The organism is Pleurocapsa sp. PCC 7327 (genome assembly GCF_000317025.1).
Lineage (GTDB): Bacteria > Cyanobacteriota > Cyanobacteriia > Cyanobacteriales > Microcystaceae > Hydrococcus.
Window position 1 is genome coordinate 1272463 of record NC_019689.1, and the last position, 23909, is coordinate 1296371.

Sequence of the window (23909 nt, forward strand, 5' to 3'; positions counted from 1 at the left end):
ACATCCTCCCACCGCTAATTCGGAGTACCGAATCTAGCGGGGGATTCCAAAGATTGCTCTTTGGGCTTCCTCTTTCCACGACTCGGCTTACTTTGAGGAGTTTCCCCACCAAGGCAGAGGTCGATGTCTCCAGAGGCGTGAGTTCCGATGTGTCCCACCGTACTTAATCCTTTCTCTAAAATGTTCCGAGCAGCGTTCCAGTCTCTATCTTGTGTATGCCCACAATGAGTACAAACATGAGTCCTGACACTCAAAGACTTTCTGACAACTTCACCACAGTTAGAGCAGTTCTGGCTGGTGTAGTGAGGCGGTACGGCAACTGTGACTACACCAAACACTTTGCCAAAATACTCAACCCATGTGCGAAAAGTTGTCCAGGCTGCATCGGATATAGATTTAGCCAAATGTCGATTCCTGACCAGGTTACGCACCTTCAAATCCTCATAAGCTACCAAGTCGTTAGACTGGATTACGCACCTTGCCAACTTTACGGCAAAGTCTTTACGCTGCCTACTTACTTTGAGGTGTTTTCTTGCCAGTTTTTTTCTAAACTTGGCTCGGTTTTTAGATCGTTTTTCGGTCTTAGAAAAGCGACGTTGAAGTCGTTTCAAAGACTTCTCACTTTTACGCAGATGTCTTGGATTAGCTACTGTATTTCCATCGCTATCTGTATAAAAGTAGTTCAGTCCAACATCAAGACCGATAGTTTTAGATGTCGGTTCTCTTTTTTCCAACCGCTCTTGGTCAATACAAAATTGTACGTAGTAGCCATCAGCACGACGCACAACCCGCACCCGTTTGTACTGCTTCAATTGATAGAAATGCAAGTCGCGGGTTCCCCACATTTTGAAGGTTCCCGCTTCAAACCCATCGCTGAAAGTTATATATCTACGACACTCAGAAAGTTTCCAGCCTGTGGTCTTGTATTCTACAGACCCATGTGTCTGCTCTTTCTTAAAGCGTGGATATCCTTTCTTTCCTGGCTTATTCTTCTTGCAATTATCAAAGAATCTAGCGATTGCAGACCAAGCTCTTTCAGCACTAGCTTGACGAGCCATCGAGTTAAGTTTTCCTGCCCAAGCAAATTCTTTCCCCAGGACAGCACAATATGCACTCAACTCATAACGTCCGATGTTACGGTTATCCATCCAGTATCGCAAGCAAGAGTTTCTGACAAAACGAGCAGTACGAATTGCCTCATCCAACAATCTATACTGCTGTTCCTCTCCCTCAAGTTTTGCCTCGAATACCAGCATTTTTACGTTAATTTGCTCGACGTAAACTATCCTAGCATAGATCCTGTCCGCGATTCATCTCACCGCCAAATCAGAGATTATGGCGGGAGCCTTCTCGCGGTTGAAGGTAAAAAGGTAAAAGGCAAAAAGGTAGTAAATTCCATCGAGTTTTTTCCTTTTTAATTTTCTTTTATAATTCTGAGGTTGTCGTCGGTGCGATCGCGTGAGTCAGTCTGCCCAGTCTCATAATTCCTCCCTCAATCATGTCTTCATCTTTTTAGAAATCTTTTCCCAAGAAGGGGGAATTCAGTCTTACGTCAAGGATATTTTTCGTGCTTACCTCGCTCTATACGAAACCGAACCCAATTCAGAACAAGCTGAAGCTTTCTTATTGCGAGATGTACCGGGATGCGACAATCCCTTCGAGACGGGGTTAATTAAATTTCACTATCTCAAAACGCTGCCTGCCTGGAGAGGACGCTTAAAACTAACTTTTTCCCTCTTTAGTTGTTTGGTGCTGCGCCGTCCTCGGCACGTCTTTTGCGGTCATATTAAATTAGCGCCTCTGGTTAGCCTCTTGTGTCGATTTCTGGGAATTCCTTATACGGTTTTGACTTATGGCAAAGAAGTGTGGGAACGCCTACCCGATTGGCAACGTCAAGCCCTTGTCCAAGCCACTTCTATTTGGACGATTAGTCGTTACAGTCGCGATCGCCTGACTCAAGCTAACGGCATAGAACCCAAAAAAGTTCGGATTCTTCCCTGCGTCGTCGATGGAAATGTCTTTAGTCCCGCAGAAAAACCCCTCGAACTCATCGAAAAATACGGACTTGCCCATAGTAAGGTGCTGATGACCGTGGCGCGGTTGTGGTCGGGAGATATCTATAAAGGCGTTGACGTGACCATTCGCGCCTTACCCAAGATTGTATCAGCGTTTACAGAGGTCAAATACCTAGTCATCGGACGCGGAGACGATCGCCCCCGTCTAGAACAATTGGCAAAAGATCTGGGAGTTGGCGATCGCGTCGTCTTTGCCGGGTTCGTGCCAACAGAAGCGCTAGTCGAGCATTATCGCGCGGCAGATGCTTATATCATGCCGTCCCAGGAAGGCTTTGGCATTGTCTATTTAGAAGCGATGGCTTGTGGAGTTCCCGTCCTCTCCGGCGATGGAGATGGTTCGGCAGATCCGTTGCAGGACGGACGTTTGGGTTGGCGAGTCCCTTACCGCGACCCCGATGCCGTAGCGGCGGCTTGTATAGAAATCTTACAAGGTAACGACCCCCGTTGCCGGGGTCAATGGCTGCGGGAGCAAACCTTAGTAAAGTTTAGTCGAGAAGTATTAGTGAAGCAACTACAAGCATTGTTGTCAGAATTTGGGATTTTCTAGCCATCCCTGCCAGAATATCTATCCTGGGATAGAGTCTGCTCGAAGAGAACTAGAGAAGAATATGAGAGAAAGCTAAAAAAAAGTCAAAGGGAGATGCTTGTGTTAGGTTTTTGATTGTAAGTCAGAATTTTTATCGATAACATGGGAATTATAAATTTTCAATAGCTTCTCGCACGGCTCAGCCGCTTTTAACTATGGACGTACAGCTTATAAACATAGGTTTCGGAAATATCGTTTCAGCCAACCGAGTGATCGCGATTGTCAGCCCCGAATCGGCTCCGATTAAACGGATTATTACCGATGCTCGCGATCGCGGACAACTCATCGATGCTACCTATGGTCGTCGCACTCGCGCCGTTATCATAACAGACTCCAGTCATGTAGTTCTCTCGGCAATTCAGCCAGAAACTGTCGCCCATCGTTTTGTAATCAGCAAAGAAGTTCCAGCAAATAATAATTGACGACTGTTACTTTTGGGCGAATGCAAACCGGGAAGTTAATCGTGCTAACGGGACCGAGTGGTGTGGGCAAAGGCACCTTAGTACGGTTACTGTTAGCACGTCATCCCGAACTCCATCTATCTGTCTCGGCAACAACGCGAAGTCCTCGTCCGGGAGAAATTGACGAAAAAGATTATTATTTCGTCAGCAAAGAGCAGTTCGAGCAAATGATTCGGGAGAAAAAATTGCTCGAATGGGCAGAATATGCGGGCAATTATTATGGAACGCCTCGCCAAAAGGTAGAAGAACAACTGGCAAGCGGTCATTCGGTCGTATTGGAAATAGAAGTCGTCGGGGCAAGAAAAATCAAAGAAACGTTTCCTCAAGCCTTACGCATCTTTATTCTTCCGCCATCGGTGGCAGAATTAGAGCGTCGCTTAAAAGGGAGAGGTAAGGATTCGGAAGACGCGATCGCCCGTCGTCTCGAACAGGCAAAAGCAGAACTGGCAGCCAGTCATGAATTCGACCATCAAATTGTCAACGACGATCTCGAAACAGCCCTAGCAGAAATTGAAGCAGCGATTTTTACTTAATGGCTGGCTGAGTTGCCAATCTTCTCGCTCAATCTTCCCGTTTAATTGAGATATGAGCCTCCAATTCAGACTCAGACGGCTTGTCAGTCTCAATAACTGACTTGACAGGAGTAGTAGTCCCAACAATGGGAGAGGCATAAGCGGGTATGGCACTAGCAACTAATGCGATGTGGCGATCGCTTATTGCGAGTCCATGAGTCGGATCGTAGCCTCTCCATCCCGCACCGGGTAAATAAACTTCTGCCCAAGCATGTAAATCCCGTTCTTCTTGTTCGAGATCGCCTTCCTGATAGCCGCTGACAAACCGCGCTGCCAAACCGATAGCGCGGCAAACTTCCATGAATAACACAGAAAAATCGCGACAAGAACCCCGTTTTGACTTCCAGGTCAGCTCAGCTTGCCAGGGTTTGCCCGTCTCTCGGATAATATACTCGCAATCTTTATAAATCCGTTCGTTTAAAGTAGAAAGAAAAGCCAACGTGTTTCCTTTAACCTCATCGGCAATTTCCAGGGCTAACTGCACTGCTGCCGGATTAAAGGCGATTCCGTAGGGTTTTAGGTAGGGCTGAAGCTGCGTCAATAAAGAACTCGGATAGTCAATTGGCAGTTTCATTGCCCAAGATTCTAACAAATAGCTAAAAGGATTTTCTACGTAGGTTTCTACTGTAGATTTAACTTCTATTGTCAATTGCTCCGTCGGTTGAGTAAACCAAAGTTGGATCGTGTTATTGCCATCCAAATCGATGGTTTGAGAAATGCCCTTTGGTTGGGGTTCGACGACGAGAGAAAAATCGAGCAGCTTTTGCCACCCATCGCAGCGAGGGCGCAGTCGCAAGAGATGGGGTTTTAAAAAGACTGGTTGATTATAGGTATAGATTGTTTTATGGAAAATATGGTAAAGCACTTTTATCAGTTATTGTTTGTCCTTTGTCTTTTGTACCGATGACTACTGACTAATGACATTCTTCGATCGTTGTTAAAAGCTTGTTGCTGTTTGAGATTGGCTATTAACCAGACTTGGCGCACAGGATTCAAGACCGAAAAAGTTGGAGCCAAGTTCGTCTCCTATCCGATTGATTTCCATTTGCATGCGATCCAAAAATTCGTGTAACCCGGTCTCAATGACATCCTCTATGGTTAAATAACCTAATTGAGAACACAATCGACCTAAAGAACGTTCTGCTCCATTGCACCAAGTTCCCCTGGGGGTAGTTGTAATTTCGTGAAGCGATCGCTGCATTCGATCTAAACAAAACGCGATCGCTCGCGGAAACTGACGGTTCAAAATCAAAAATTCAGCGACGTTACTCGGCGTAATCCGATGTTCGCATTTGCGATACATTTCATAGGCGCTTGCCGATTTTAAAAGGGCGATCCATTGAATTTGATCCAACGGCGTTCCTACCCACTGTGCCGAAGGGAGTAAATAAAAGTATTTTACGTCCAGAATTCTTGCCGTTTTATCGGCACGTTCTAGCAATCTGCCGATATGCCCGAAATGCCAGCCTTCATTATGAGTCATCGTAGCATCCATCACGCCCGCAAAGCGATGGCTAGACAGTTTGACCTGGGTAAAAAAACTCGGCAAAGTCGTCTGCGGCTGTTTTTGAGCGGCTTCTCTGACCATGTAGTAAAAAGAATTTACCTCTTCCCACATCTCAGAGGAGATAATTTCTCGAATGGAACGGGCATTTTCCCGCGCCATACAGACACAAGACAAAATTGAGTTGGGATAATCCGCATCAAAGGTGAGGAACTCAATGACATTTTCTGCCGTTGGTTCCCCATAACGCTCTTTGAAGAGTGGTAAATCTCCTGTCGTCATTACCAGAGGTTCCCACTGCTGGGTCATCATCCCCGAAGGGACATCGAGCATTAAATTGAGATTGACATCTACAAAACGAGCCACATTTTCAGCCCGTTCGATGTAACGATTTAGCCAGTAAATAGAATCAGCAACTCGACTTAGCATAGGTAATTGGTAATTGATAATTGGTCATAGAAGGCTTTTATGCAGGAGACAGTTACCAGTGATTCGATGATTCGATAAAAGGATTGGGGATGGTTAGTAGATAGTAGTTAGTAGATAGTAGTTTGTCTTCTTGCTCTTTTTCGGAATCCCCCCACACTCCCCGTCTCCGAGTCTCCCAGTCTCAGAAGTCCCCCAGTATCCCATTCACTTTCTCAGCACCCAAGTATCCTTACTGCCGCCGCCTTGGGAAGAGTTGACGACTAAGGAGCCTTTTCTGAGGGCTACGCGGGTTAATCCGCCGGGATGGACGTGAATTTCTTCGCCGCGATGGAGGATGTAGGGGCGCAAGTCTACGTGTCTTCCCTCGATTTTGTCTTCAATGAGGGTAGGAACGCGCGAGAGGCTGAGAGTAGGTTGGGCGATGTAGTTGCGGGGAGAGTCTTTAATGCGTTGGGCGAACTCTTCCCGTTCTGCTTGCGTGGATTTGATCCCGACTAACATGCCGTATCCGCCAGATTCGTTGGCGGCTTTAACGACTAATTTATCTAAGTTCTGCAAGACGAATTCTCGGTCTTTGTCTTGCCAGCACAGGTAAGTCGAAACGTTGGAGAGGATCGGTTGCTCTCCTAAATAGTAGCGAATCATGTCGGGAACGTAGGCATAGATTACCTTATCGTCTGCTACGCCCGTTCCGGGGGCATTTGCTAGGGCAACGCGACCTTGACGGTAGACTTCGACCAATCCCGGTACGCCCAACAGGGATTCGGGACGAAAAACTTGCGGATCGATGAAGTCGTCGTCTACTCGACGATAGACGACATCGACGCGACGCAGCCCTTTAGTAGTTTTCATCTGCAAATAGCCATCGACGACAACGAGGTCGCGACCTTCTACCAATTCCACGCCCATCTGTTGCGCTAGAAAGGAGTGTTCAAAATAGGCTGAGTTATAGATACCGGGAGTCAGAACGACGACAGCGGGTTCGGGCAGTTGGGGCGGTGCTAGATTGAGTAAGGTTTCCAGTAAATGACTGGGATAATCATCGACGGGTTGAATTGCCATCGTCTGGAAAATTTCGGGAAAGGTGCTTTTCATGACCCGACGATTTTCCAGTACGTAGGAAATGCCGGAGGGGACGCGCAGGTTATCTTCAAGAACGTACCATTGACCGTCGCGATCGCGCACTAGATCCGTTCCCGTCACGTGACACCAAACTCCCGCAGGCGGTTTCATCCCCACGCAAGGTTTGAGAAACCCTTTGGCAGAATAAATGATATCAGCTGGAATTTTGCCATCTTTGACGATGAGTTGTCGATCGTATATATCTCCCAGGAAGAGATTTAGCGCCCTAATCCGCTGCTTGAGTCCTTTTTCTAGATATTCCCAGTCTTGGGCAGAGACAATTCGCGGGATAATGTCGAAGGGAAATATTTTTTCTACGCCGCGATCGTCGCTATAGACATTAAAGGTAACTCCCATATTGAAGAGGGAAATCTGCGCTGTCTCCTGATGTTGCTGCAATTCTGCGACAGACAAATTTTGCATCCAATTTATTAATGATGCAGCGTGAGGTCGCGGTTTTCCATCGTCTAGGAATAATTCATCATAAAAGCTTTCTGGATCGTAGTTATCTAATAGCACAGCCACCCCTCCTAAGAAGCTCTCGTAAGATAGTTTTTAATTACCGATCGCCGCTTGCTGCTGATTCGCAGGGGTTTAGCCAATCAATCGGCTAATTACAGAATTGAACGAATTTCCTCTCGTAATTGTAGCTAATCCTACAATTTCCACAAAGTTCAGAAAATCGGAAAAGAGCCAACTTTATATTTATAAAAAAGTTTAATAAACTTTTTTGTATTCTATCTCTAAAATATTTAATATTTTCTTTATAAAACCTTGATAGCTTATGGGATAAAGATTAAAAGATTTTCCTATTCACCAGTCATTAATCCCCGATCGCCAATCTCCACTTACCGAACGCTTCTGATAAGCTAAATAAACGGCTTCTAAAAAGAGATTAGCCGTTATTCCCTCTGGTACTTCTTCTAAAGAAATAATATTTTTAACCCGTTCGGCAAGTTTTCGACATAATTCTATTCTTGCTTTAGGCAGCATACCATCTCTTCGCTGTAAATACTCTCGAATAACAGCAAAATCTTCTGGTAACAAGTGAGAAAGATCGGCTTCTACTAACAGTTTATTTGCTATAGTTTGCGCCTCATTTGATAGGGAAAACTTTGTAGAAGTTGTAGGTCGATCTTCTTGGATGACCATCGTTCCTCCTACCCAATCTCCTAAGCGTTTTTCTCGCTTGCTAAGCATAATTAAAAATGCGCCTACAAAAAATAGATCGTCAATCGGTCGTAGGAGGGCACGAAGCGTTGATTGTTGCAGTCGAACTGGTCTACCATCATCGCAAATAACGCGAATTTTGACAAATCGTTTACCTGGCGTTTGTCCTTGCCAAATTGTTTCAAAAAAGACAAAATAACCAACGTAAGCTGCAAAGATAATGAAAACTTGAATAGCTGTTAACCAAAGGGTTAATTGCTCGGCATAAATATTGCTAAGATTTTCAGAGATAAAAACAGATAGTAGCGCCCAAATAACTAGCAAAAAAATTAAAATAAAACCCCAAATTATATAATCAACAACAAGAGCATAAGCCCTATTTCCAATTCCAGCCAAAGTGAATTCTAGTTCGACACTTTCAGGAGTTTGTAAAGTCAATCGATTAAAAAATCGCATACTATTATTTTTGAGTGAGGTATTTAACTAAAAATAATTTCTAATTTTTATTAAGTATCTCGGATTTGTAAATCGATCCCTTCTTTCCTCGCTCTCAAATCGTAGTAGATAACTCCTTTGATTGATTGCCAAAATGGGATAAAAATTGCTCCGATGGGAATACTAACAAGATTGCTTAAAATATAATTCACTATTTCGGCAGCAACTGGAGAGTTTTGTAGTAAAGATCTAGTTAGTACGGTAACAGCTAAAGACAATACTATGGCAATAGAATAAATAGGAATAATAATTAAAAAAGCCACAGAAAATATTAATATTAATTGCCAGACATATCCTTTGGTTAAATTCCAGCTTCGACCAATTGCTGCTGCCGGATCTCTTTGAGATTCAATGGCGATAGGTAACTCAACAATTGATAAGCGAGAAAAAAGCCAAGTATAACCAACAAGAAAAGCCAGAAAAACAACTAATCCCAAGAGAATTAAAAGCGCGATCGCAACAGAATTTTGCTGAAAAAGAGTTCCTAGCACTCCAAAAACAAGACCAGCAACCAATCCAAACCCAAATAAAACGCCGATCAGAATTAAGCCTACTAATATTCCTGCTAACAAAAAATTCCACAGCAGAGGATTGACCTGACGGCGTGCTTCGGGAATTGACTCCGGTCGTTCGATGACTTCGCCGTATGCCAGACGGGAAATCATTGCAAAGATAGCAGCACCTTTAGCCCATCCATACACGGGGATTAGCGACCACAGAGAACCCTGCAACGCAAGAACATAGTATGATTTGAAGCGATCGCGATAAATTCGCAATCCAGCACTGACGACATTGCCGACACTCAAAGCACCTAGAGGTTGGCGAGGCTGTAAACTTTCAGACATAGCTACACTGAAGGAAAATATCTAAGAACGAGGACGGTATCGCTATCTTAAGCTAGCTTAGAAAGAATATTGAGAAAATTTTATGAATATTCAACGTTGGATAGCCAGAAGGGAAGCTAACTGGAAAAGACTAGATGTCCTTTTGCAGCAAGTAGAAAAACAAGGGCTAAAATCTTTAAATGCCGAAGAAATCAGAGAATTAGCAAGCTTATATCGCTCTGTTTCAGCAGACTTAGCCCGTGCTAAAACTAATCAGGTTGGACAAATTCTAACCCAAAATTTACAAAAACTGACTTCTCGCAGCTACAGTCAAATATACCAAGGATCGCGTCCTCAAGAATGGGGTGCCGTCAAAGAATTTTATCGCTGGGGATTTCCGGTAATAGTGCAGCAAACTTGGATTTATACGGCTATTGCTACGGCAATTTTTCTGTTTGGAACATTAGTTGCTTGGTGGTATGCTTGGCGAGATCCGGCGTTTATTTCGCTAGTTATTCCAGAAGAGTTAATTTCTAAAGTTAGAGACGATCGCGAATTATGGATGGGAAAAATTATAGGAGTCGAACCTTTAGCTTCTAGCGGAATTATGGTTAACAATCTGTCGGTATCTTTTTATACAATTATGGGTGGGGTTACGATGTATATGCAAGAGTTACATTTCATTGCTCCACCAGGTTTATTTACTATTTATTTGCTATTAAATAACGGTATTCATCTCGGTGCAGTTTCTACATTAGTCAGTCAAAATAAATTAGCTTATCCTTTCTGGGCATTTGTTTTTCCTCACGGTTCGTTAGAATTGCCTGCAATTTTTCTAGCAGGTGGTGCGGGTTTAATACTCGCTAGAGGAATACTTTTTCCTGGCAACTATCGTCGTGCTGATGCTCTCAAGTTTTATGGTTCTCAAGCGGCTCAATTGGTATTTGGAATCGTACCGATGTTAACGATCGCTGGAATTATTGAGGGCTTTTTCTCTCCTAATCCTCTTATTCCAGAACCGATTAAATATCTTACTGGAATAATGCTATTTACTCTGTTAATTGTCTATTGTACTCGCAAGAAAAAATTAGCTTAGAAATTAGCCAAGAAATTAATTTCTTGGCTAATAGTTGAAGTCTACCTAAGTGGACTTTGGCTTTTAGCTACAATTACTTTGCGTCTGTGCGAAAGATTTTAAAGCAAATTCCGAGCTTTCAATTGCAAATATCGGTCTACTAATTGCTCGCTAATTTTATTCGCAGGGGCATCCAAAACCAATACTCCTTTTTGCTTTAATTGAGCAAAAGCCACTTGACATTGCTCTAATAAATCAAGCGCAACTGCACGAGCATAAGCGGTTTTAATATTATCAGAAGGAGTATGAGCGATCGCATCCACTTGCGGATCTCGCAGAGTGACGCAGAAAGGCAAATAACGAGGAGTAAGCCGTTTCATAGCAGCTAATAACTCGGCAGAAGCCGTCGCGTCTACGATATCCGTAATTAAAACTACCAAAGCACGACGGGTTTGTTCGTTGACAACTTTAGTGACGGCACCCATGTAGTCGGGTTCCAGCAAAACGGGTTGAATGGGCGTAAGACGTTCGATGAGATGGAATAATTGCTGTTGACCCCTCTCTGGAGGAATCCAAGTAGTTGTAGCGCGATCGAAAACGCCTACTCCCACGCGATCGCCGCGATGTAGTCCTGCCAGTGCCAGAGAAAGTGTAGCATTCAATCCCCAATCGAATCGCTTTAATCCCTGCACCTGTGCCGTCATCAACCGTCCGCGATCTAATAGAATAATCAAAGTCTGCTCTCTGTCGGGTTCTAATACCCGTACCAAAGGACGACCGTGACGTGCCGTTGCTTTCCAATCGATCGCGCGAAGATCGTCTCCTTGACCGTATTCTCGCAATTCAGCAAATTCTGTCCCCATTCCCAAGCGTCGCAGTTGGCGCATCGTTCCCGTACTTTGTAGCGTCAGGCGAATCGAGAGCGATCGCAGTCCGGCTAAATCGGGATATACCGATACTTTCTGACTGGTGGGGATTTTCCAGTCGTGCCATGCCAATCCCCATTGTCCTAACTGTCGGACTTGAATGTCCCCCCACTCAAACTCTCCCCGACTATCGGGATAAACTTGATAGGTGAGTTCCTCAGTGCTATTGCGAGCCAAGGTAGCTTGTAAGCTAGGCGAAGAAACTTTAAATGCGATCGGATAATAATCTCGTATGCGAATTTTTGCTTTTTTATTTCCCGCTTTAACAAAGAATCTGACAGGATTATCCCGTCCTATCGACAGCCGTTCTAAAGGAAGACGAAAGACTTCGACGCGGTGAGATTTTACTCGTTGTGCGTCTGCGAACGTCAAACTCAGGACGATCCCATCATAAAATAACGTTCCTAGAATGCCGACTTGTTGGTTAATGAAGATAGCGAGTAGAAGTGCGAGTGCAACTCCTAGCAGTAACAGAAAATAGCAGCGCGGTGCAGGAATCATTGGTTTGTCAAAAGTCCTTTGTCATTGGTCATCGATCATTGGGGATTAGTTAGTAGTTAGTAGTTAATTGTCTCCTTTGTCTCCCCGTCTCTGAGTCTCTCCAACTTCCGAATTCCGACTTCCGACTTCTTAAAGACTTCCGATTTCATCTCGGTACTGCTACCTGTTTCAGGATTGAGGCGACTACCGCATCCATCTGTACGCCATCTAAATGTGCTTCTGGTTTGAGGATGAGACGATGGCGTAATAAAGGTAGCGCAACGGCTTTGAGATCGTCGGGGGTAACGTAATCTCGTTCGGATAGCCAAGCAATAGCTTTACTTGTTTGCAACCAAGCAACGGCCGCTCTCGGAGAGGCACCTAAGATTAAATCGGGGTGTTTTCGGGTTTTTTCCACCACGGTAAGGAGATAATCGATGATTTTCTCGTCAACCATCACCGCCTGTACGGCTTTTCTTGCACTCAGAATTTGCTCTACCGTTGCGACGGGTTGAAGGCGTTCTAAATAAGGTCGTTTGGGTTGAAATCCCTGCTGAACGTTGAGAAGCATTTGCTTTTCTGAGGCTACATCGGGATAATCTACGACTAATTTGAATAAAAAACGGTCTAACTGTGCTTCCGGTAGGGGATAAGTTCCCTCAAACTCCAGGGGATTTTGCGTCGCGATCGCCCAAAATAAAGGAGGTAATGCCAACGTTTCGCCATCCAAGGTGATCTGTTGTTCCTCCATCGCTTCTAGGAGTGCTGACTGGGTTTTTGGCGGGGTACGGTTGATTTCATCTGCTAGTAAGATTTCGGTGAAGACGGGACCCTTTTTGAGGCTAAAACTGTGAGTATTGAGATCGAAAACATTGACCCCCAAAATATCTGACGGCAAAATATCTGGCGTAAGCTGAACCCGTCTGAAATCTGCCTGAATTAACCTGGCTAGCACTTTTACCAGAAGGGTTTTTCCGGTTCCCGGCACTCCCTCAATAATGACGTGTCCCCCACTCAGCAGCGCAACGAGCAACTGTTGCACTAGGGCAGATTGACCCACAATAATTGTGTTGAGGGTCTGCGCGAGATTATGAAAGGTAGCTCGATCGACTGTCATTGGTTATTTAGTTATTTGTCAAAGGATTGGCGGATATTCTGCCATTTTTCCATCCAGGCAAGCAAATCTCCTTCAGTCATGGCACTTTTTCGAGATGAGGCGTTCAGGAGAGATTCTAAATCCGCTGGCGATCGCCCCGTTTGCTGTACCCAAGCATCCACTATAACTTGCGATTCTAGCGGTTTGTCTTCTAATCCCAGTGCTTTTTGCAGTTGTCGCCGTTCTTCTTTGGCAATTGTCAATACCAGAAACTCGCTACTTTTCGCTTTTTGCAGGACACCTGCTAAGGCTTCAATATAGGCTTTGCTGTTTTCTGTAGTAGGTGTAGATAGTTGAGTCGGCTTCCCAAAGCGGCGATTTCCTGACCAGATAGCGATAATTGTGGCGATCGCAGCTTGTATTAACAGTGGCAGTAGCGGAGTTTTAGCTAAGTAGCTAAATAAATTTTCCCCGATTTCCCGTGCGATTACCTCTTTATCTTTATAACCATGCAGATACTCATCTACCCACACGGAATTTCCACCTTGAGTCACCAGTCGGGCAAGAAATTCATAGTTGCTGCGAAAATCTTGATAGGCATTGGCGGCTAAATGGGGCGTAACGCAATAAATAACTCGTCCTTTGCCGATTTTTTCCGCCCAAACGACGGCACCAAAGCGATCGCCGAGTAGTTTTTCTGAGGGATTCTTGTTACGTCGGCTCGTGTCAATTTTAACCTTTCCCATCGAACTGTCTTGTTCGGTACTGAAAGAAGCTTCTGTCGCGGGTTGAGAGATCCCTAAAATAACTAGGGTATTTCCTTTTTTCACCCACTCATGCTCTCCCAACCAGAAAAAGCCTTCCGAGGTTAATTGAGGGTAAATCCGCAAAAAAGTACCGGAGGAATCTTGCTGAGTTTTATCCGTCAATAATTGCTCGAAGGATTTTTGCCATCTTTGGACGGGCGTTCCTCTCTCTGACATAAAAGCATACCAAGCACCGTACCCATCTGGGGCGCGACCGTAGGTAGAACCGCTATTGAGTTTCGTGGTACTGGGGGCAGCGACTAGAGTAATAACAATGACTGCTAGAAGCGCGATCGCGCTTAATATAATTAACCTGCGTCGGGAAAGTTTTATCATCGCAGCATTTCCAATTATGAGGCTTCAAGGTCTCGATAAGCTTGCTGGCATTCTTCTAATAAAGATAGGGAAGCTTGTCCGCTGCCAAAACATAACCGTTGATGGGTCATTAGTAAAAATTGATAGGCTTGGGGATGGGGTAGCTGTTGGATAATTTGTAGATATTCCCCATCGGTACGACTTGCTTGATGGGGGGCAATCCCGCGATCGTTCAATCGCTGTAGCACTGCCAGATACAAACATTGAAATGCTTTATAATAATCTCCTTGCTGTTGGTATTGTTGAGATCGTCGCAGCCAATCTGTTATGGATAATTCTTTCTCTTGTTTGTTGCGATCGCGATCGTTTGACTGCTCTCCCAGATGATAGAGAAATGGGGATAATAGTTGCCAAATTTGCCAAGCCGCTCCAATTATCAATAGAACGAGCAGACTTATTAAAATGACCTTAGTAGTTTCCCACAAAAGAGAAAAATTTATCCAATCCCAAGAAGCCGATGGGAGATTTAAATTATTAGTAAATTGGCTCGTTCGCAGTTCCCACCATTCCCCTACTCGTTGTTGTAGCTGTTGGATTTGCCAAACTACATTATTTTTCTCAAAGGATTCTGTTGACATTGCTGGTTATCTATCGATAAATAATTCACCGCATATATTGTCTTTTTATTTGACAAGCAAAATTTAAAATTTTTTTAGCTTATCAAAAAATACTAAAAATCCGAAAATTATAAGTGGTTGTATCCAAAAGATCGAGCGTCATGTTGAGCGAAGTAAAATATCTCAATGTAATCGAATAATTCATAATTCATAATTTTGAATTAAAGCGAAGCGACTTGACACAAAGCACTTTTGGGATCTCCTCTAAGAGCTAGTAACTCAAAAACCATTATATGTAAGAACAAATGACTGATATTGCTGCCTGTCAATTACCTCCATTCCTCAAACCAGGAGATTTAGTCAGGGTAGTCTCCACTAGTGGCGCATTGAAGGAATTGGAAGCCTTTAAGAAAGGAGTAGAAATTTGGCGATCGCGCGGCTATCGCGTTGAATTAGGTAGCAACTGGAACATCCGCTACGGCTACTTAGCGGGAACGGATACGCAACGCAGAGATGCCCTAGCCGAAGCGTGGGAAGATCCGGAATGTAAAGCCATTCTCTGCGCCAGAGGCGGTTATGGCAGTGCTAGATTACTAGAAAATTGGAGTTGGGAAGACGGGGAGAGTGTGGGGAGTGTAGGGGGAGTGGGGAGACAATCAATCCAAAATCTAAAATGGATCGTTGGTTTTTCCGACGTGACAGGTTTACTTTGGAGTCTTGCCGCAATTGGGATTTGCGGCGTTCACGGTTCCGTTTTGACGACGCTTGCCTCCGAACCCAATTGGTCGATTCAACGATTATTCGACTGTTTAGAAGGGCGTCCCCTTCCTCCTTTAATCGGTAAAGGTTGGGGAGAAGGTAAAATCACGGGGATATTACTGCCTGCTAATTTGACCGTCGCCACCCATCTATTAGGGACATTCGTTCAACCTTCATTCGAGGGGGCGATCTTAGCCCTAGAAGACGTGACAGAAGCGCCCTATCGCATCGATCGCATGTTAACGCAATGGCGCATGGCAGGCGCATTTAGAGGCGTGAGAGGGATTGCTTTGGGGCGTTTTAGTCGCTGCGATCCGCCGATGGGGAGTTCTAGTTGGAGTATAGAAGAAGTATTGCGCGATCGCTTGGGAGATTTGGGGATTCCAATTGTTTCCGATTTACCCTTCGGTCACGATGGCGTAAATGCCGCTTTACCTGTCGGAAGAATAGCACGACTTGATGCAGAGCAAGGAACTTTAGATATTCTAGACAACAGCAACGAGTTTCAAGGGGAAAACTACAGCTCTCAATAACACCATTTCTAAAAAAGAACGCTACAGATGCTCAATGAAAAAGCCTGACACACAGAGCTGCTGATTAATTGCGAACTGATAATTGCGAACCGACGCGGACTCCCACGAAGTGGAGGAGCATCGGCGAATTAGTATAACTACTGTAGCGACGCATCAACCAACCAGCGAACCGTTTGTGGAAAGGCGATAACAACAATCAGCACGATAACCTGCAAAATCATAAACGGAATCGCACTTTTGTGGATCTCAAGGGTACTGACTTCCTTAGGAGCAACGCTCTGCAAGTAAAACAACGAGAAACCAACTGGCGGCGAGATAAAAGCTGTCTGTAAGTTAATGGCTATCACTACGCCAAACCAGACTAAATCGATTCCCAACGCCTGGGCAGCGGGTACGAGTAGCGGTATGGCTATAAAACAAATTTCAATAAATTCCAAGAAAACACCCAGCAAGAAAATAACAAGATTGCTGACAATCATGAAAGCGATATAGCCGCCAGGTAGGTTGACTAGCAGGTCGGTGATAAAGGTTTTGCCGCCTAAGCTATCAAAAACCAAACTGAACAATGACGAGCCAAACAGAATCATAATCACCAACGATGTGATGACGGCTGTGGCGTGGGCAGCATCTCGAATCAAATTCCAGTTCAATCGCCGATTCGCAGAGGCTAAGATACAAGCGCCTACCGCGCCTACCGCCCCAGCTTCGGTGGGGGTTGCGATGCCAAAAAAGATACTACCAAGCACCGCTAAGATAAGCACGAGAGGAGTTACAACCGCTTTTATCGTGCGCCGAACCAGATCGGAACCGCTAATAGTGCGCGTTTCGAGCGGTAGGGCTGGGGCAAGCTTCGGCTTGAGAAAGGCTAAAACTAGCACGTACAGCGCATAGGAGCCAGACAGCATCAGTCCGGGAATCAAGGCTCCCAGAAATAAATCGCCGACCGAGATTCCGAGTTGATCGCTTAATACCACCAGCACCAAACTTGGTGGGATCAATTGTGCTAGCGTTCCTGATGCAACGATCGCGCCTGCCGCCAATTGTTTATCATAGCCATAGCGGAGCATGACAGGCAGCGAGATCATCCCCATGACAATCACCGTGGCCGCCACTACGCCAGTCGTAGCCGCCAGCACCGTACCGACGAGGATTACTGCCAGCGCCACTCCACCCCGCAGCGGTCCGAGTAGAATGCCGATGGTTTCGAGTAACTCCTCAGCCAACCCCGACTTTTCTAATACCGCGCCCAAAAAAACGAAAAATGGGATCGCCAACAGGGTAAAGTTGGACATGGTACCAAACCAGACGTTAGGCAATAGCAAAAGTCGGTTGGGATCGACGGGAGCGCCAACCAGCCAACCAATTACTCCGAAGAGAATGCCAGTTCCGGCAAACGAAAAGGCTACTGGATAACCGCTCATCAACATCAAAAAGAAGCCGACGAACATGGCAAGCGCCAACCATTCAAAGCCCATGATTATCTACGTCCAAAAAAGTGATTTACTCGATCGGTAAGTTTTTCTCAGTCTCAGCTTCCACTACCTGAGCTACCTGCGCGTATCCCATCAAAATAGCAAAATACTTGATCGCTTGGGAAATACTTTGTAGCAGTAACAATAGGAAAGCAACCAGAATCATCGTTTTAATGGGCGCTCGCGGCAAGCCATCGGCATCGGAAGATACTTCCCAGGTTCCCCAAGTCCCGTCGGGCAATAGCCCCCACGATAATAAAATAGGGTTGAATGTCGCCCAAATTCCGATCGCGCAAAAGGGAATCAGAAAGAGAATCGTACCGATAAAATCGACGAGCGATCGCTGTTTTTCGCTCCAATTTGCATAAAGGAAATCAACGCGAACGTTGGCTCCATGCTTGAGGATGTAAGCAAACCCCAGACAAAAAATTATCGAAAATAAATACCATTGCAGCTCGATCAAAGCGTTGGATGACAGTTTTAACCCAATAAAGCGTCCGACGTAGCGGGCTACCACATTGTAGAATCCAACCGCAATGGTGAGAATGACGATCCAATTCAAAATCCCGCCAATTTTTTCGATCGCGCGATCTATAATGCTAGAAAGTCTCAGTAAGGCATGCAAAACTTGATACCTCCCTTGAATCGGCAAGCTTTGAGGATCATCGTATCAAACAATTAGTCCTTTGTCCTTTGTCACTTGTCATTTGTATTTTGTATTGCGATCTTAAATCCGGTTGAACGATCGTAATACCCAGTAGTGCGACCATCTTGGTCGCGAGGAGAAATGATTGGCGAGCGGGAATGATTGGCGAGCGGGAATGATTGGCGAGCGGGAATGATTGGCGAGCGGGAATGATTGGCGAGCGGGAATGATTGGCGAGCGGGAATGATTGGCGAGCGGGAATGATTGGCGAGCGGGACGCTCGCACTACATACTAATTAAACAGATTTGATATAACCAATGACACTTTCATCTCTCGTCAGTGAAAGCGAGAGATGAGTTAACAATCGCTAATTGCTAATCACTAATCACTAACTCGCTGAATTTGCTCTAATAACTGTGCTTGACTTTGAGCAGGTTCAAGACAAGATAATCCCCGACAGATTATGCCAACAGCCTTCTCTGGTAAGTCAGACTCTATGCGATAAACGACGGTGGGGAAATACTGAGGAATCAATGTTTTCAACTGTTCTTCTTTCGTGCGAACGAGAGTTGCATGGAGATACCAATCTAATGCTGCAAACAAGCTAGGACAAGCTTGAGGAGACTGTTGGAGAACGGCGCTAAAAGCTTGTAAGCCTTGTTCGGCGCGATCGAGATATTCTAGATTTTCAGTCAGTAGAGCTATACGAATTAAATTTGCGATCGCAACGCCATTAGCTGCCGGAGTTGCATTATCGATATAACTGCGGGAACGCACTAACAAATCCCCGCTATCGTCTGCCGCCGTGTTGAAATATCCTCCCATCTCCAGCGACCAGAAGAATTCATCAAACTCCTGCTGTACCTCAACCGCTTTTTCTAACCAAAAGGTCTCGGTTGGCGAAGCGGCTTGTAAATCCAAAAGCGCTTTGATAAAAAAGGCGTAATCTTCCGACTGTGCTAATACCGTCGCCTGTCCTTCGTAATTCAAGCGATGGAAGCGTCCCTCAATCCACTGATACTCTAGGATAAATTTAGCCGCACGGGTCGCTAATTCCCAATAGGACGGTTCGCCAAATACAGCATAAGCTCTTGCGAGTCCAGATATCGTTAAACTATTCCAGGCAGCAATCATCTTAGTATCGGTGACGGCGGGAATGCGACCTTTCCAATTCCCGGTTTTCGCTTCCTGATTATTTCTCGCTGGCACAAACGTTTCTATCTCAGTCGATTTTGCGCCGTAGCGCACCTCAAACAATTTATCTAAGATAGCTTCTAGACTGTCTGAGAGTTTACCTGACTCCTTGCGTTGCAGGACGTTACTGCCTTCAAAGTTTCCCTTTTCTGTAATGGTAAATGCGGCTTTTAATTCTTCTAATTCATCGGCCGTCAAGATTTTTTCGAGTTCGTCGTAACGCCAAACATAAAACGCACCTTCTTCTGGTTCTGACGCTTCAGTCGAGGTGAAGCTATCGGCATCTTGCGCTGCATAGAAATAGCCTTCCGGTGTTGTCATTTCCCGTTTCAACCATGCTACTGTACCCGCGATCGCTCTCTCGAAGGCAGGTTCTTTCATCCCCGCACTCCAGAGATTGGACAAATACTCTAGAATTTGTCCGTTGTCGTAGAGCATCTTTTCAAAGTGCGGCACCGTCCAGGTCGAGTCTACCGTATAGCGATGAAATCCTCCGCCAACGTGGTCGTAAATTCCTCCTAATGCCAAGTCCTCTCCTCTGCGTGCGGATAATTGCCGTCCGTCGTAGCGAGATTCAAACTGGAAGCGACTTCCCTGAAGTGCTAAACTCGCATAGGGAATCATGGGAAAGCTGGGACGACCGAAATCGCTGGCACCAATGCTGATGACTCCGGTATTGGTTTCGACTCCTCGATAGAGCAGTTCTTTGCTTAGGGAGTCGGATGTCGATATGGGTAGGATGGTTGACTGTTTGAGACCTCCTAGAATTTCCTGTTTAAGAGCATCGAGTTTTTCTTTTTCTACGTCATAAAAGCGGCGAATTGATTGCAGGACTTGCAAAAAGCCAGGACGACCGTAGCGAGGTTCTAGAGGAAAGTAGGTTCCGCCGTAGAAGGGGACTAAATCTCCAGGTATGAGAAAGATGTTGAGGGGCCAGCCACCTTGCCCCGTCATCATCTGTAACGCCTGCATGTAAATGCTATCGATGTCGGGACGTTCTTCTCGGTCTACTTTGATGGGGAGGAAATTGGCGTTCATATATTCTGCGATCGCGCTATCCGAGAAGGCTTCCCTTTCCATTACCGTACACCAGTGACAGCTAGAGTAACCAATTGAGAGAAATATCGGTTTATCTTGCGCCTTGGCGGTTTCCAAGGCTTCTTCGCACCAAGGCCACCAGTCGATAGGATTGTCGGCGTGTTTGCGGAGGTAGAGGCTTTGAGCGGATGCAAGACGGTTAGACATGGTAACTGAGAATCGTCACTCTTTCTGTCAGTCTAACGTGGGAGAAGAGCGTAGGGAGGGGAATTTTTCTGGGCGATCGCATCTTTAAAATCCTACTTTTTTCATCTAGTCATGTCTGATGTTATTAATTGTTAGCCTTTTGAGTCTAAAATTAATCTATGTCGAAAATCTAGATTGCATTTTATCAAGCTTTGATTCTCGATTTTTTAGCATGAAACAATCTTTTTTTATTAAAAAATATCATATTTCCATCTTTTTTGTAAGTTTATTTTTTCTAATTTCTTGTCAAAGAAACCCAGAAAGCCAACGTCTTCAACCATTGGCTCAAAATCCTTACATTCAAGCTTACTTTAACCACAATCAAGCCAAAGGAGCCAACTATACCGATCCCTATCGCAACATTACTCGCCCTGGAGATAATTTAGAACAAATTATTATTGATGGGATTAACTCAGCGAACTCTAGTATTGATGTTGCCGTGCAAGAATTTCGCTTGCCGAAAATCGCTCAAGCACTGGCAGAACGATATCAAGCAGGAGTTAAAGTTAGAGTAATTTTAGAGAACATTTATAATCGTCCATTCAGCGAACTGACAGAAACAGAGATTAATCAACTTACCAAAAGAGAGCGCGATCGCTATAATGAATTTTTGGCTTTTACCGATAAAAATAAAGACGGAAAACTCAGTTCTCAGGAAGTTAATGAAGGCGATGCATTAATTATTATGCGCAATGCTAGTATTCCTATTATTGACGATACAGCAGATGGATCCGCTGGTAGCGGTTTAATGCACCACAAATTTACTATTATTGACGGTAATACTGTATTAGTAGGCTCAGCTAACTATACTATTAGCGATATTCATGGAGATTTTAGCTATCCAGAAACTAGGGGAAATGCTAATAATTTGCTAAAAATTAATAATCCTCAATTGGCACAAATTTTTACTGAAGAATTTAACCTGATGTGGGGGGATGGTCCTGGAAATCGATTAGATAGTAAATTCGGCATCAAAAAATCCATTCGAGAGTCAAAAAAAATTGCGATCGGTGACAGCAGGATTACAGTACACTTTTCTCCTGATTCATTAATGGTTCCTTGGAACTATACCAGTAATGGGTTAATTGGTAGCACGCTGAGAAAAGCTACTAATTCAATCGAATTAGCTTTATTTGTTTTTAGCGAACAAAAGTTAGCTGATATTCTTGAGACTTTACATCATCAAGACGTGAAAATAAAAGCATTGATCGAACCAGAATTTGCTTTTCGCAACTATAGTGAAAGTTTAGATATGCTGGGCGTTGCTTTGAGCGAAAAATGTCAATATGAAGAAAATAATCGTCCTTGGCGAGTTCCCCTCGCTACGGTAGGCATTCCTCAAATGCCTCAAGGCGATAAGCTCCATCACAAATTTGGTATTGTAGATAGAGATATTGTTATTACAGGATCTCACAATTGGTCGGCAGCCGCTAACTATTATAATGACGAGACTTTATTAGTTGTTGAAAGTTCTCAGGTTGCAGCTCATTTTATTAGAGAGTTTGAGCAGTTGTATAGTAAGGCAATTTTAGGAGTTCCCGCAACACTCCAACAAAAAATTAAAGCAGAAGCAAACAAATGTTCTTCAGCAAAAACCATTTTCTCTCCATCGAATACCAATGGATTAATAAATATAAATATTGCCAGCCCAGAAGAATTAGAAACACTACCAGGAATTGGAGCTAAATTAGCGCAACGTATTGTTGAAGCTCGTCAACAGCAACCATTTACTTCTCTAGAAGATTTAAAGAGAGTCTCAGGCATTAGTTCGAGTAAACTTAAAAAAATAGAAGGTAGAGTTACTTGGTAAAATACTCCTTTAGAGCGATTGAATGGTTTTTAAAAGATAGCTAAAAATAGAATTAGATCGGGGTAATTTTAAAATGGATATCGCTCGCTTATTTCTTTGGATAATTTGCGCTTCTTGCCTTATCTTCCTCATTCGCGCTGTTAGCGTTTCTTTTAGGAATAATCGTGGCTGGATTGTTGTTAGCAGTATAATTTTAGCGATCGCGCTCTTAATTTCGTCCTTCAATTCTAATTTAGCTGCTTTGATTGGCGGCATTCTATGGATAATTTTTTTATTGATTCCCAGTATTGGCTTTTCCCAGGTTAATCAATTGACTCATCAGCATCGCTACAGAGAAGCGCGTCAACTTGCTTCTTATTTGCGATGGTTGCATCCTGCCGATGGCTGGCAAGAGCGACCTAAGTTATTATTAGCATTGGAATTGGCTCAGCGAGGCGATCTTTGCGAAGTGATAACAATACTTAATAACTATCACAAAAACAATCCTAGCTCGATCCGCCATACTCAAGCTTTAATTTACTGGATGAAATCTGATTGGAAAAATTGTTTATTGTGGTTTCAGCAACAAATTCCCAAAAAAGTTTTACTAAATGAACCCAATCTTTTAATCTACTACCTAAGAACTTTAGGAGAAACGGGAGATTTAAATAGTCTGCTCAAATCTATAAAATTGTATAGAAAAAGCTTAGAAAAACTAGGTAGCGTACAGCGCGATTGCATTCGTATGTTTGCATTAGCATTTTGTGGACAAGTGACGCAAGTAAAGCAATTATTTAATGGGCCTTTAAATGGGGATTCAGAAAATATTAAAATATTTTGGCTAGCGACAGCACAGATGGTTGCTGGAAAAACAGAAGTTGCTCGCGAACAATTGTTGAGTCTTCGCATGAGTAATGATTTTATTCTAAGCAACGCAGTGGAATGGCGATTGGGTCATTCCCTTGCAGAACCAACACAAGTATTAGATTCTATTTCTAGAGACATAATCCATCAAATTGCTACGGAGATTGAACAGGAATCGAAATATAAACATATGACTAACTTTAGTTATAAAAAACTTTATATAACTTATGGATTAATTGCAATAAACTTTATCTTTTTTATGCTTGCAAACATTTTAGGAAGTAGCGAAAATGCAGAGACGTTAGATTATCTCGGCGCTTTAATTCCTGAAAAAGTATGGTTGGGAGAATGGTGGCGGTTGTTAAGTGCCAACTTTTTACATTTTGGTTGGCTACACCTAGCGATTAATATGCTAGGGCTTTATTTTTTAGGTCGATTTGTGGAAGTTTCTATAGACTACAGTCGATATCTAGCCGTTTATTTGATTAGTGGCGTTGTTTCGATGTTAGCTTTTTCTATCTTAACTATACAATTTGGAGACAAAGAACAACTTTTAGTCGGTGCATCGTCAGCAATTATGGGATTGGTTGGAGTTATTGTGGCAATGTTTCTACGAGATTGGTGGAAGGAAAAGTCTCGAATTGCTTCCAAGCGTCTATCTTTTGTTCTTTTAGTTGTTGCCATCCAGTTTTTATTTGATTTTACAACTCCAGAAATAAGCTTTTTAAGTCATATTTTAGGATTAGTTACAGGCTTCACTGTCGGTTCTATTTTCTTAATTAAGTAATTTATAAACTGGATTCGATATGAGATA

20 protein-coding genes are annotated in these 23909 nt (G+C 43.9%); 7 read left to right on the forward strand and 13 right to left on the reverse strand.

Annotated elements, in window-relative coordinates; all coding sequences use genetic code 11:
• Positions 1–14 precede the first annotated feature (14 nt).
• On the reverse strand, positions 15–1256 hold the full coding sequence (locus PLE7327_RS05700) for an RNA-guided endonuclease TnpB family protein (protein WP_015142907.1): 1242 nt from the start codon (positions 1254–1256) through the stop codon (positions 15–17).
• Positions 1257–1458: 202 nt separating this feature from the next.
• On the opposite strand from PLE7327_RS05700, the gene PLE7327_RS05705 reads away from it, so the two are divergent.
• The 3 genes from PLE7327_RS05705 to gmk all read left to right on the forward strand — a co-directional run bounded on the left by PLE7327_RS05705 (position 1459) and on the right by gmk (position 3655).
• Entirely contained in the window at positions 1459–2622 is a 1164-nt protein-coding gene (locus tag PLE7327_RS05705; RefSeq protein WP_015142908.1) for a glycosyltransferase family 4 protein, read from the forward strand.
• A gap of 194 nt (positions 2623–2816) precedes the next feature.
• Positions 2817–3083 carry an extracellular matrix/biofilm regulator RemA gene (remA, locus tag PLE7327_RS05710; protein ID WP_015142909.1) on the forward strand — a complete coding sequence of 89 codons (267 nt, stop codon included), beginning with the start codon at positions 2817–2819 and terminating at the stop codon, positions 3081–3083.
• Between the two features lie 20 nt (positions 3084–3103).
• A complete protein-coding gene (gene gmk, locus PLE7327_RS05715; protein ID WP_015142910.1) occupies positions 3104–3655 on the forward strand; it encodes a guanylate kinase in 552 nt (183 codons plus the stop codon).
• A gap of 28 nt (positions 3656–3683) precedes the next feature.
• Here gmk and PLE7327_RS05720 read toward each other — a convergent pair whose 3' ends face one another.
• The 5 genes from PLE7327_RS05720 to PLE7327_RS05740 form a co-directional block, all read right to left on the reverse strand.
• Positions 3684–4559, reverse strand: a complete 876-nt coding sequence (locus tag PLE7327_RS05720) for a transglutaminase family protein (RefSeq protein WP_015142911.1) — start codon at positions 4557–4559, stop codon at positions 3684–3686.
• 72 nt (positions 4560–4631) lie between these two features.
• Positions 4632–5627, reverse strand: a complete 996-nt coding sequence (locus tag PLE7327_RS05725) for an alpha-E domain-containing protein (protein WP_015142912.1) — start codon at positions 5625–5627, stop codon at positions 4632–4634.
• A gap of 204 nt (positions 5628–5831) precedes the next feature.
• Positions 5832–7268, reverse strand: coding sequence for a circularly permuted type 2 ATP-grasp protein (locus PLE7327_RS05730; RefSeq protein ID WP_015142913.1), 1437 nt, complete (start codon positions 7266–7268; stop codon positions 5832–5834).
• 294 nt (positions 7269–7562) lie between these two features.
• On the reverse strand, positions 7563–8375 hold the full coding sequence (locus PLE7327_RS05735; RefSeq protein ID WP_015142914.1) for an RDD family protein: 813 nt from the start codon (positions 8373–8375) through the stop codon (positions 7563–7565).
• A gap of 50 nt (positions 8376–8425) precedes the next feature.
• On the reverse strand, positions 8426–9259 hold the full coding sequence (locus PLE7327_RS05740; protein ID WP_015142915.1) for a hypothetical protein: 834 nt from the start codon (positions 9257–9259) through the stop codon (positions 8426–8428).
• An 82-nt stretch (positions 9260–9341) separates the two neighbouring features.
• On the opposite strand from PLE7327_RS05740, the gene PLE7327_RS05745 reads away from it, so the two are divergent.
• Positions 9342–10334 carry a stage II sporulation protein M gene (locus PLE7327_RS05745; protein WP_015142916.1) on the forward strand — a complete coding sequence of 331 codons (993 nt, stop codon included), beginning with the start codon at positions 9342–9344 and terminating at the stop codon, positions 10332–10334.
• A 98-nt stretch (positions 10335–10432) separates the two neighbouring features.
• Here the strand turns inward: PLE7327_RS05745 and PLE7327_RS05750 are convergent, their stop codons facing one another.
• The 4 genes from PLE7327_RS05750 to PLE7327_RS05765 all read right to left on the reverse strand — a co-directional run bounded on the left by PLE7327_RS05750 (position 10433) and on the right by PLE7327_RS05765 (position 14574).
• Complete coding sequence (locus tag PLE7327_RS05750; RefSeq protein ID WP_015142917.1) at positions 10433–11740, reverse strand: DUF58 domain-containing protein; 1308 nt, start codon at positions 11738–11740, stop codon at positions 10433–10435.
• Positions 11741–11885: 145 nt separating this feature from the next.
• On the reverse strand, positions 11886–12836 hold the full coding sequence (locus PLE7327_RS05755) for a MoxR family ATPase (RefSeq protein WP_015142918.1): 951 nt from the start codon (positions 12834–12836) through the stop codon (positions 11886–11888).
• 11 nt (positions 12837–12847) lie between these two features.
• Positions 12848–13957, reverse strand: coding sequence for a DUF4350 domain-containing protein (locus PLE7327_RS05760; protein ID WP_015142919.1), 1110 nt, complete (start codon positions 13955–13957; stop codon positions 12848–12850).
• A 14-nt stretch (positions 13958–13971) separates the two neighbouring features.
• Positions 13972–14574 (reverse strand): DUF4129 domain-containing protein, encoded by a 603-nt coding sequence (locus PLE7327_RS05765; RefSeq protein ID WP_015142920.1) that lies wholly within the window; start codon positions 14572–14574, stop codon positions 13972–13974.
• A 284-nt stretch (positions 14575–14858) separates the two neighbouring features.
• On the opposite strand from PLE7327_RS05765, the gene PLE7327_RS05770 reads away from it, so the two are divergent.
• A complete protein-coding gene (locus PLE7327_RS05770) occupies positions 14859–15845 on the forward strand; it encodes an LD-carboxypeptidase (protein ID WP_015142921.1) in 987 nt (328 codons plus the stop codon).
• Between the two features lie 137 nt (positions 15846–15982).
• Here PLE7327_RS05770 and PLE7327_RS05775 read toward each other — a convergent pair whose 3' ends face one another.
• The 3 genes from PLE7327_RS05775 to PLE7327_RS05785 all read right to left on the reverse strand — a co-directional run bounded on the left by PLE7327_RS05775 (position 15983) and on the right by PLE7327_RS05785 (position 20403).
• Entirely contained in the window at positions 15983–17320 is a 1338-nt protein-coding gene (locus PLE7327_RS05775; protein ID WP_015142922.1) for a TRAP transporter large permease subunit, read from the reverse strand.
• Positions 17321–17345: 25 nt separating this feature from the next.
• The gene (locus tag PLE7327_RS05780) at positions 17346–17942 is read right to left on the reverse strand and encodes a TRAP transporter small permease subunit (protein WP_015142923.1); all 597 of its coding nucleotides are present in this window, start codon (positions 17940–17942) and stop codon (positions 17346–17348) included.
• A gap of 403 nt (positions 17943–18345) precedes the next feature.
• A complete protein-coding gene (locus PLE7327_RS05785) occupies positions 18346–20403 on the reverse strand; it encodes a thioredoxin domain-containing protein (RefSeq protein WP_015142924.1) in 2058 nt (685 codons plus the stop codon).
• Between the two features lie 211 nt (positions 20404–20614).
• Here PLE7327_RS05785 and PLE7327_RS05790 point away from each other — a divergent pair, with 211 nt between their 5' ends.
• Together PLE7327_RS05790 and PLE7327_RS25655 are read left to right on the forward strand one after the other, a co-directional pair.
• The gene (locus PLE7327_RS05790; RefSeq protein WP_041392858.1) at positions 20615–22252 is read left to right on the forward strand and encodes a DUF655 domain-containing protein; all 1638 of its coding nucleotides are present in this window, start codon (positions 20615–20617) and stop codon (positions 22250–22252) included.
• A 73-nt stretch (positions 22253–22325) separates the two neighbouring features.
• Positions 22326–23882: a rhomboid family intramembrane serine protease gene (locus PLE7327_RS25655; RefSeq protein WP_015142926.1), complete on the forward strand. Its 1557-nt coding sequence runs from the start codon at positions 22326–22328 to the stop codon at positions 23880–23882.
• Positions 23883–23909: the final 27 nt, after the last annotated feature.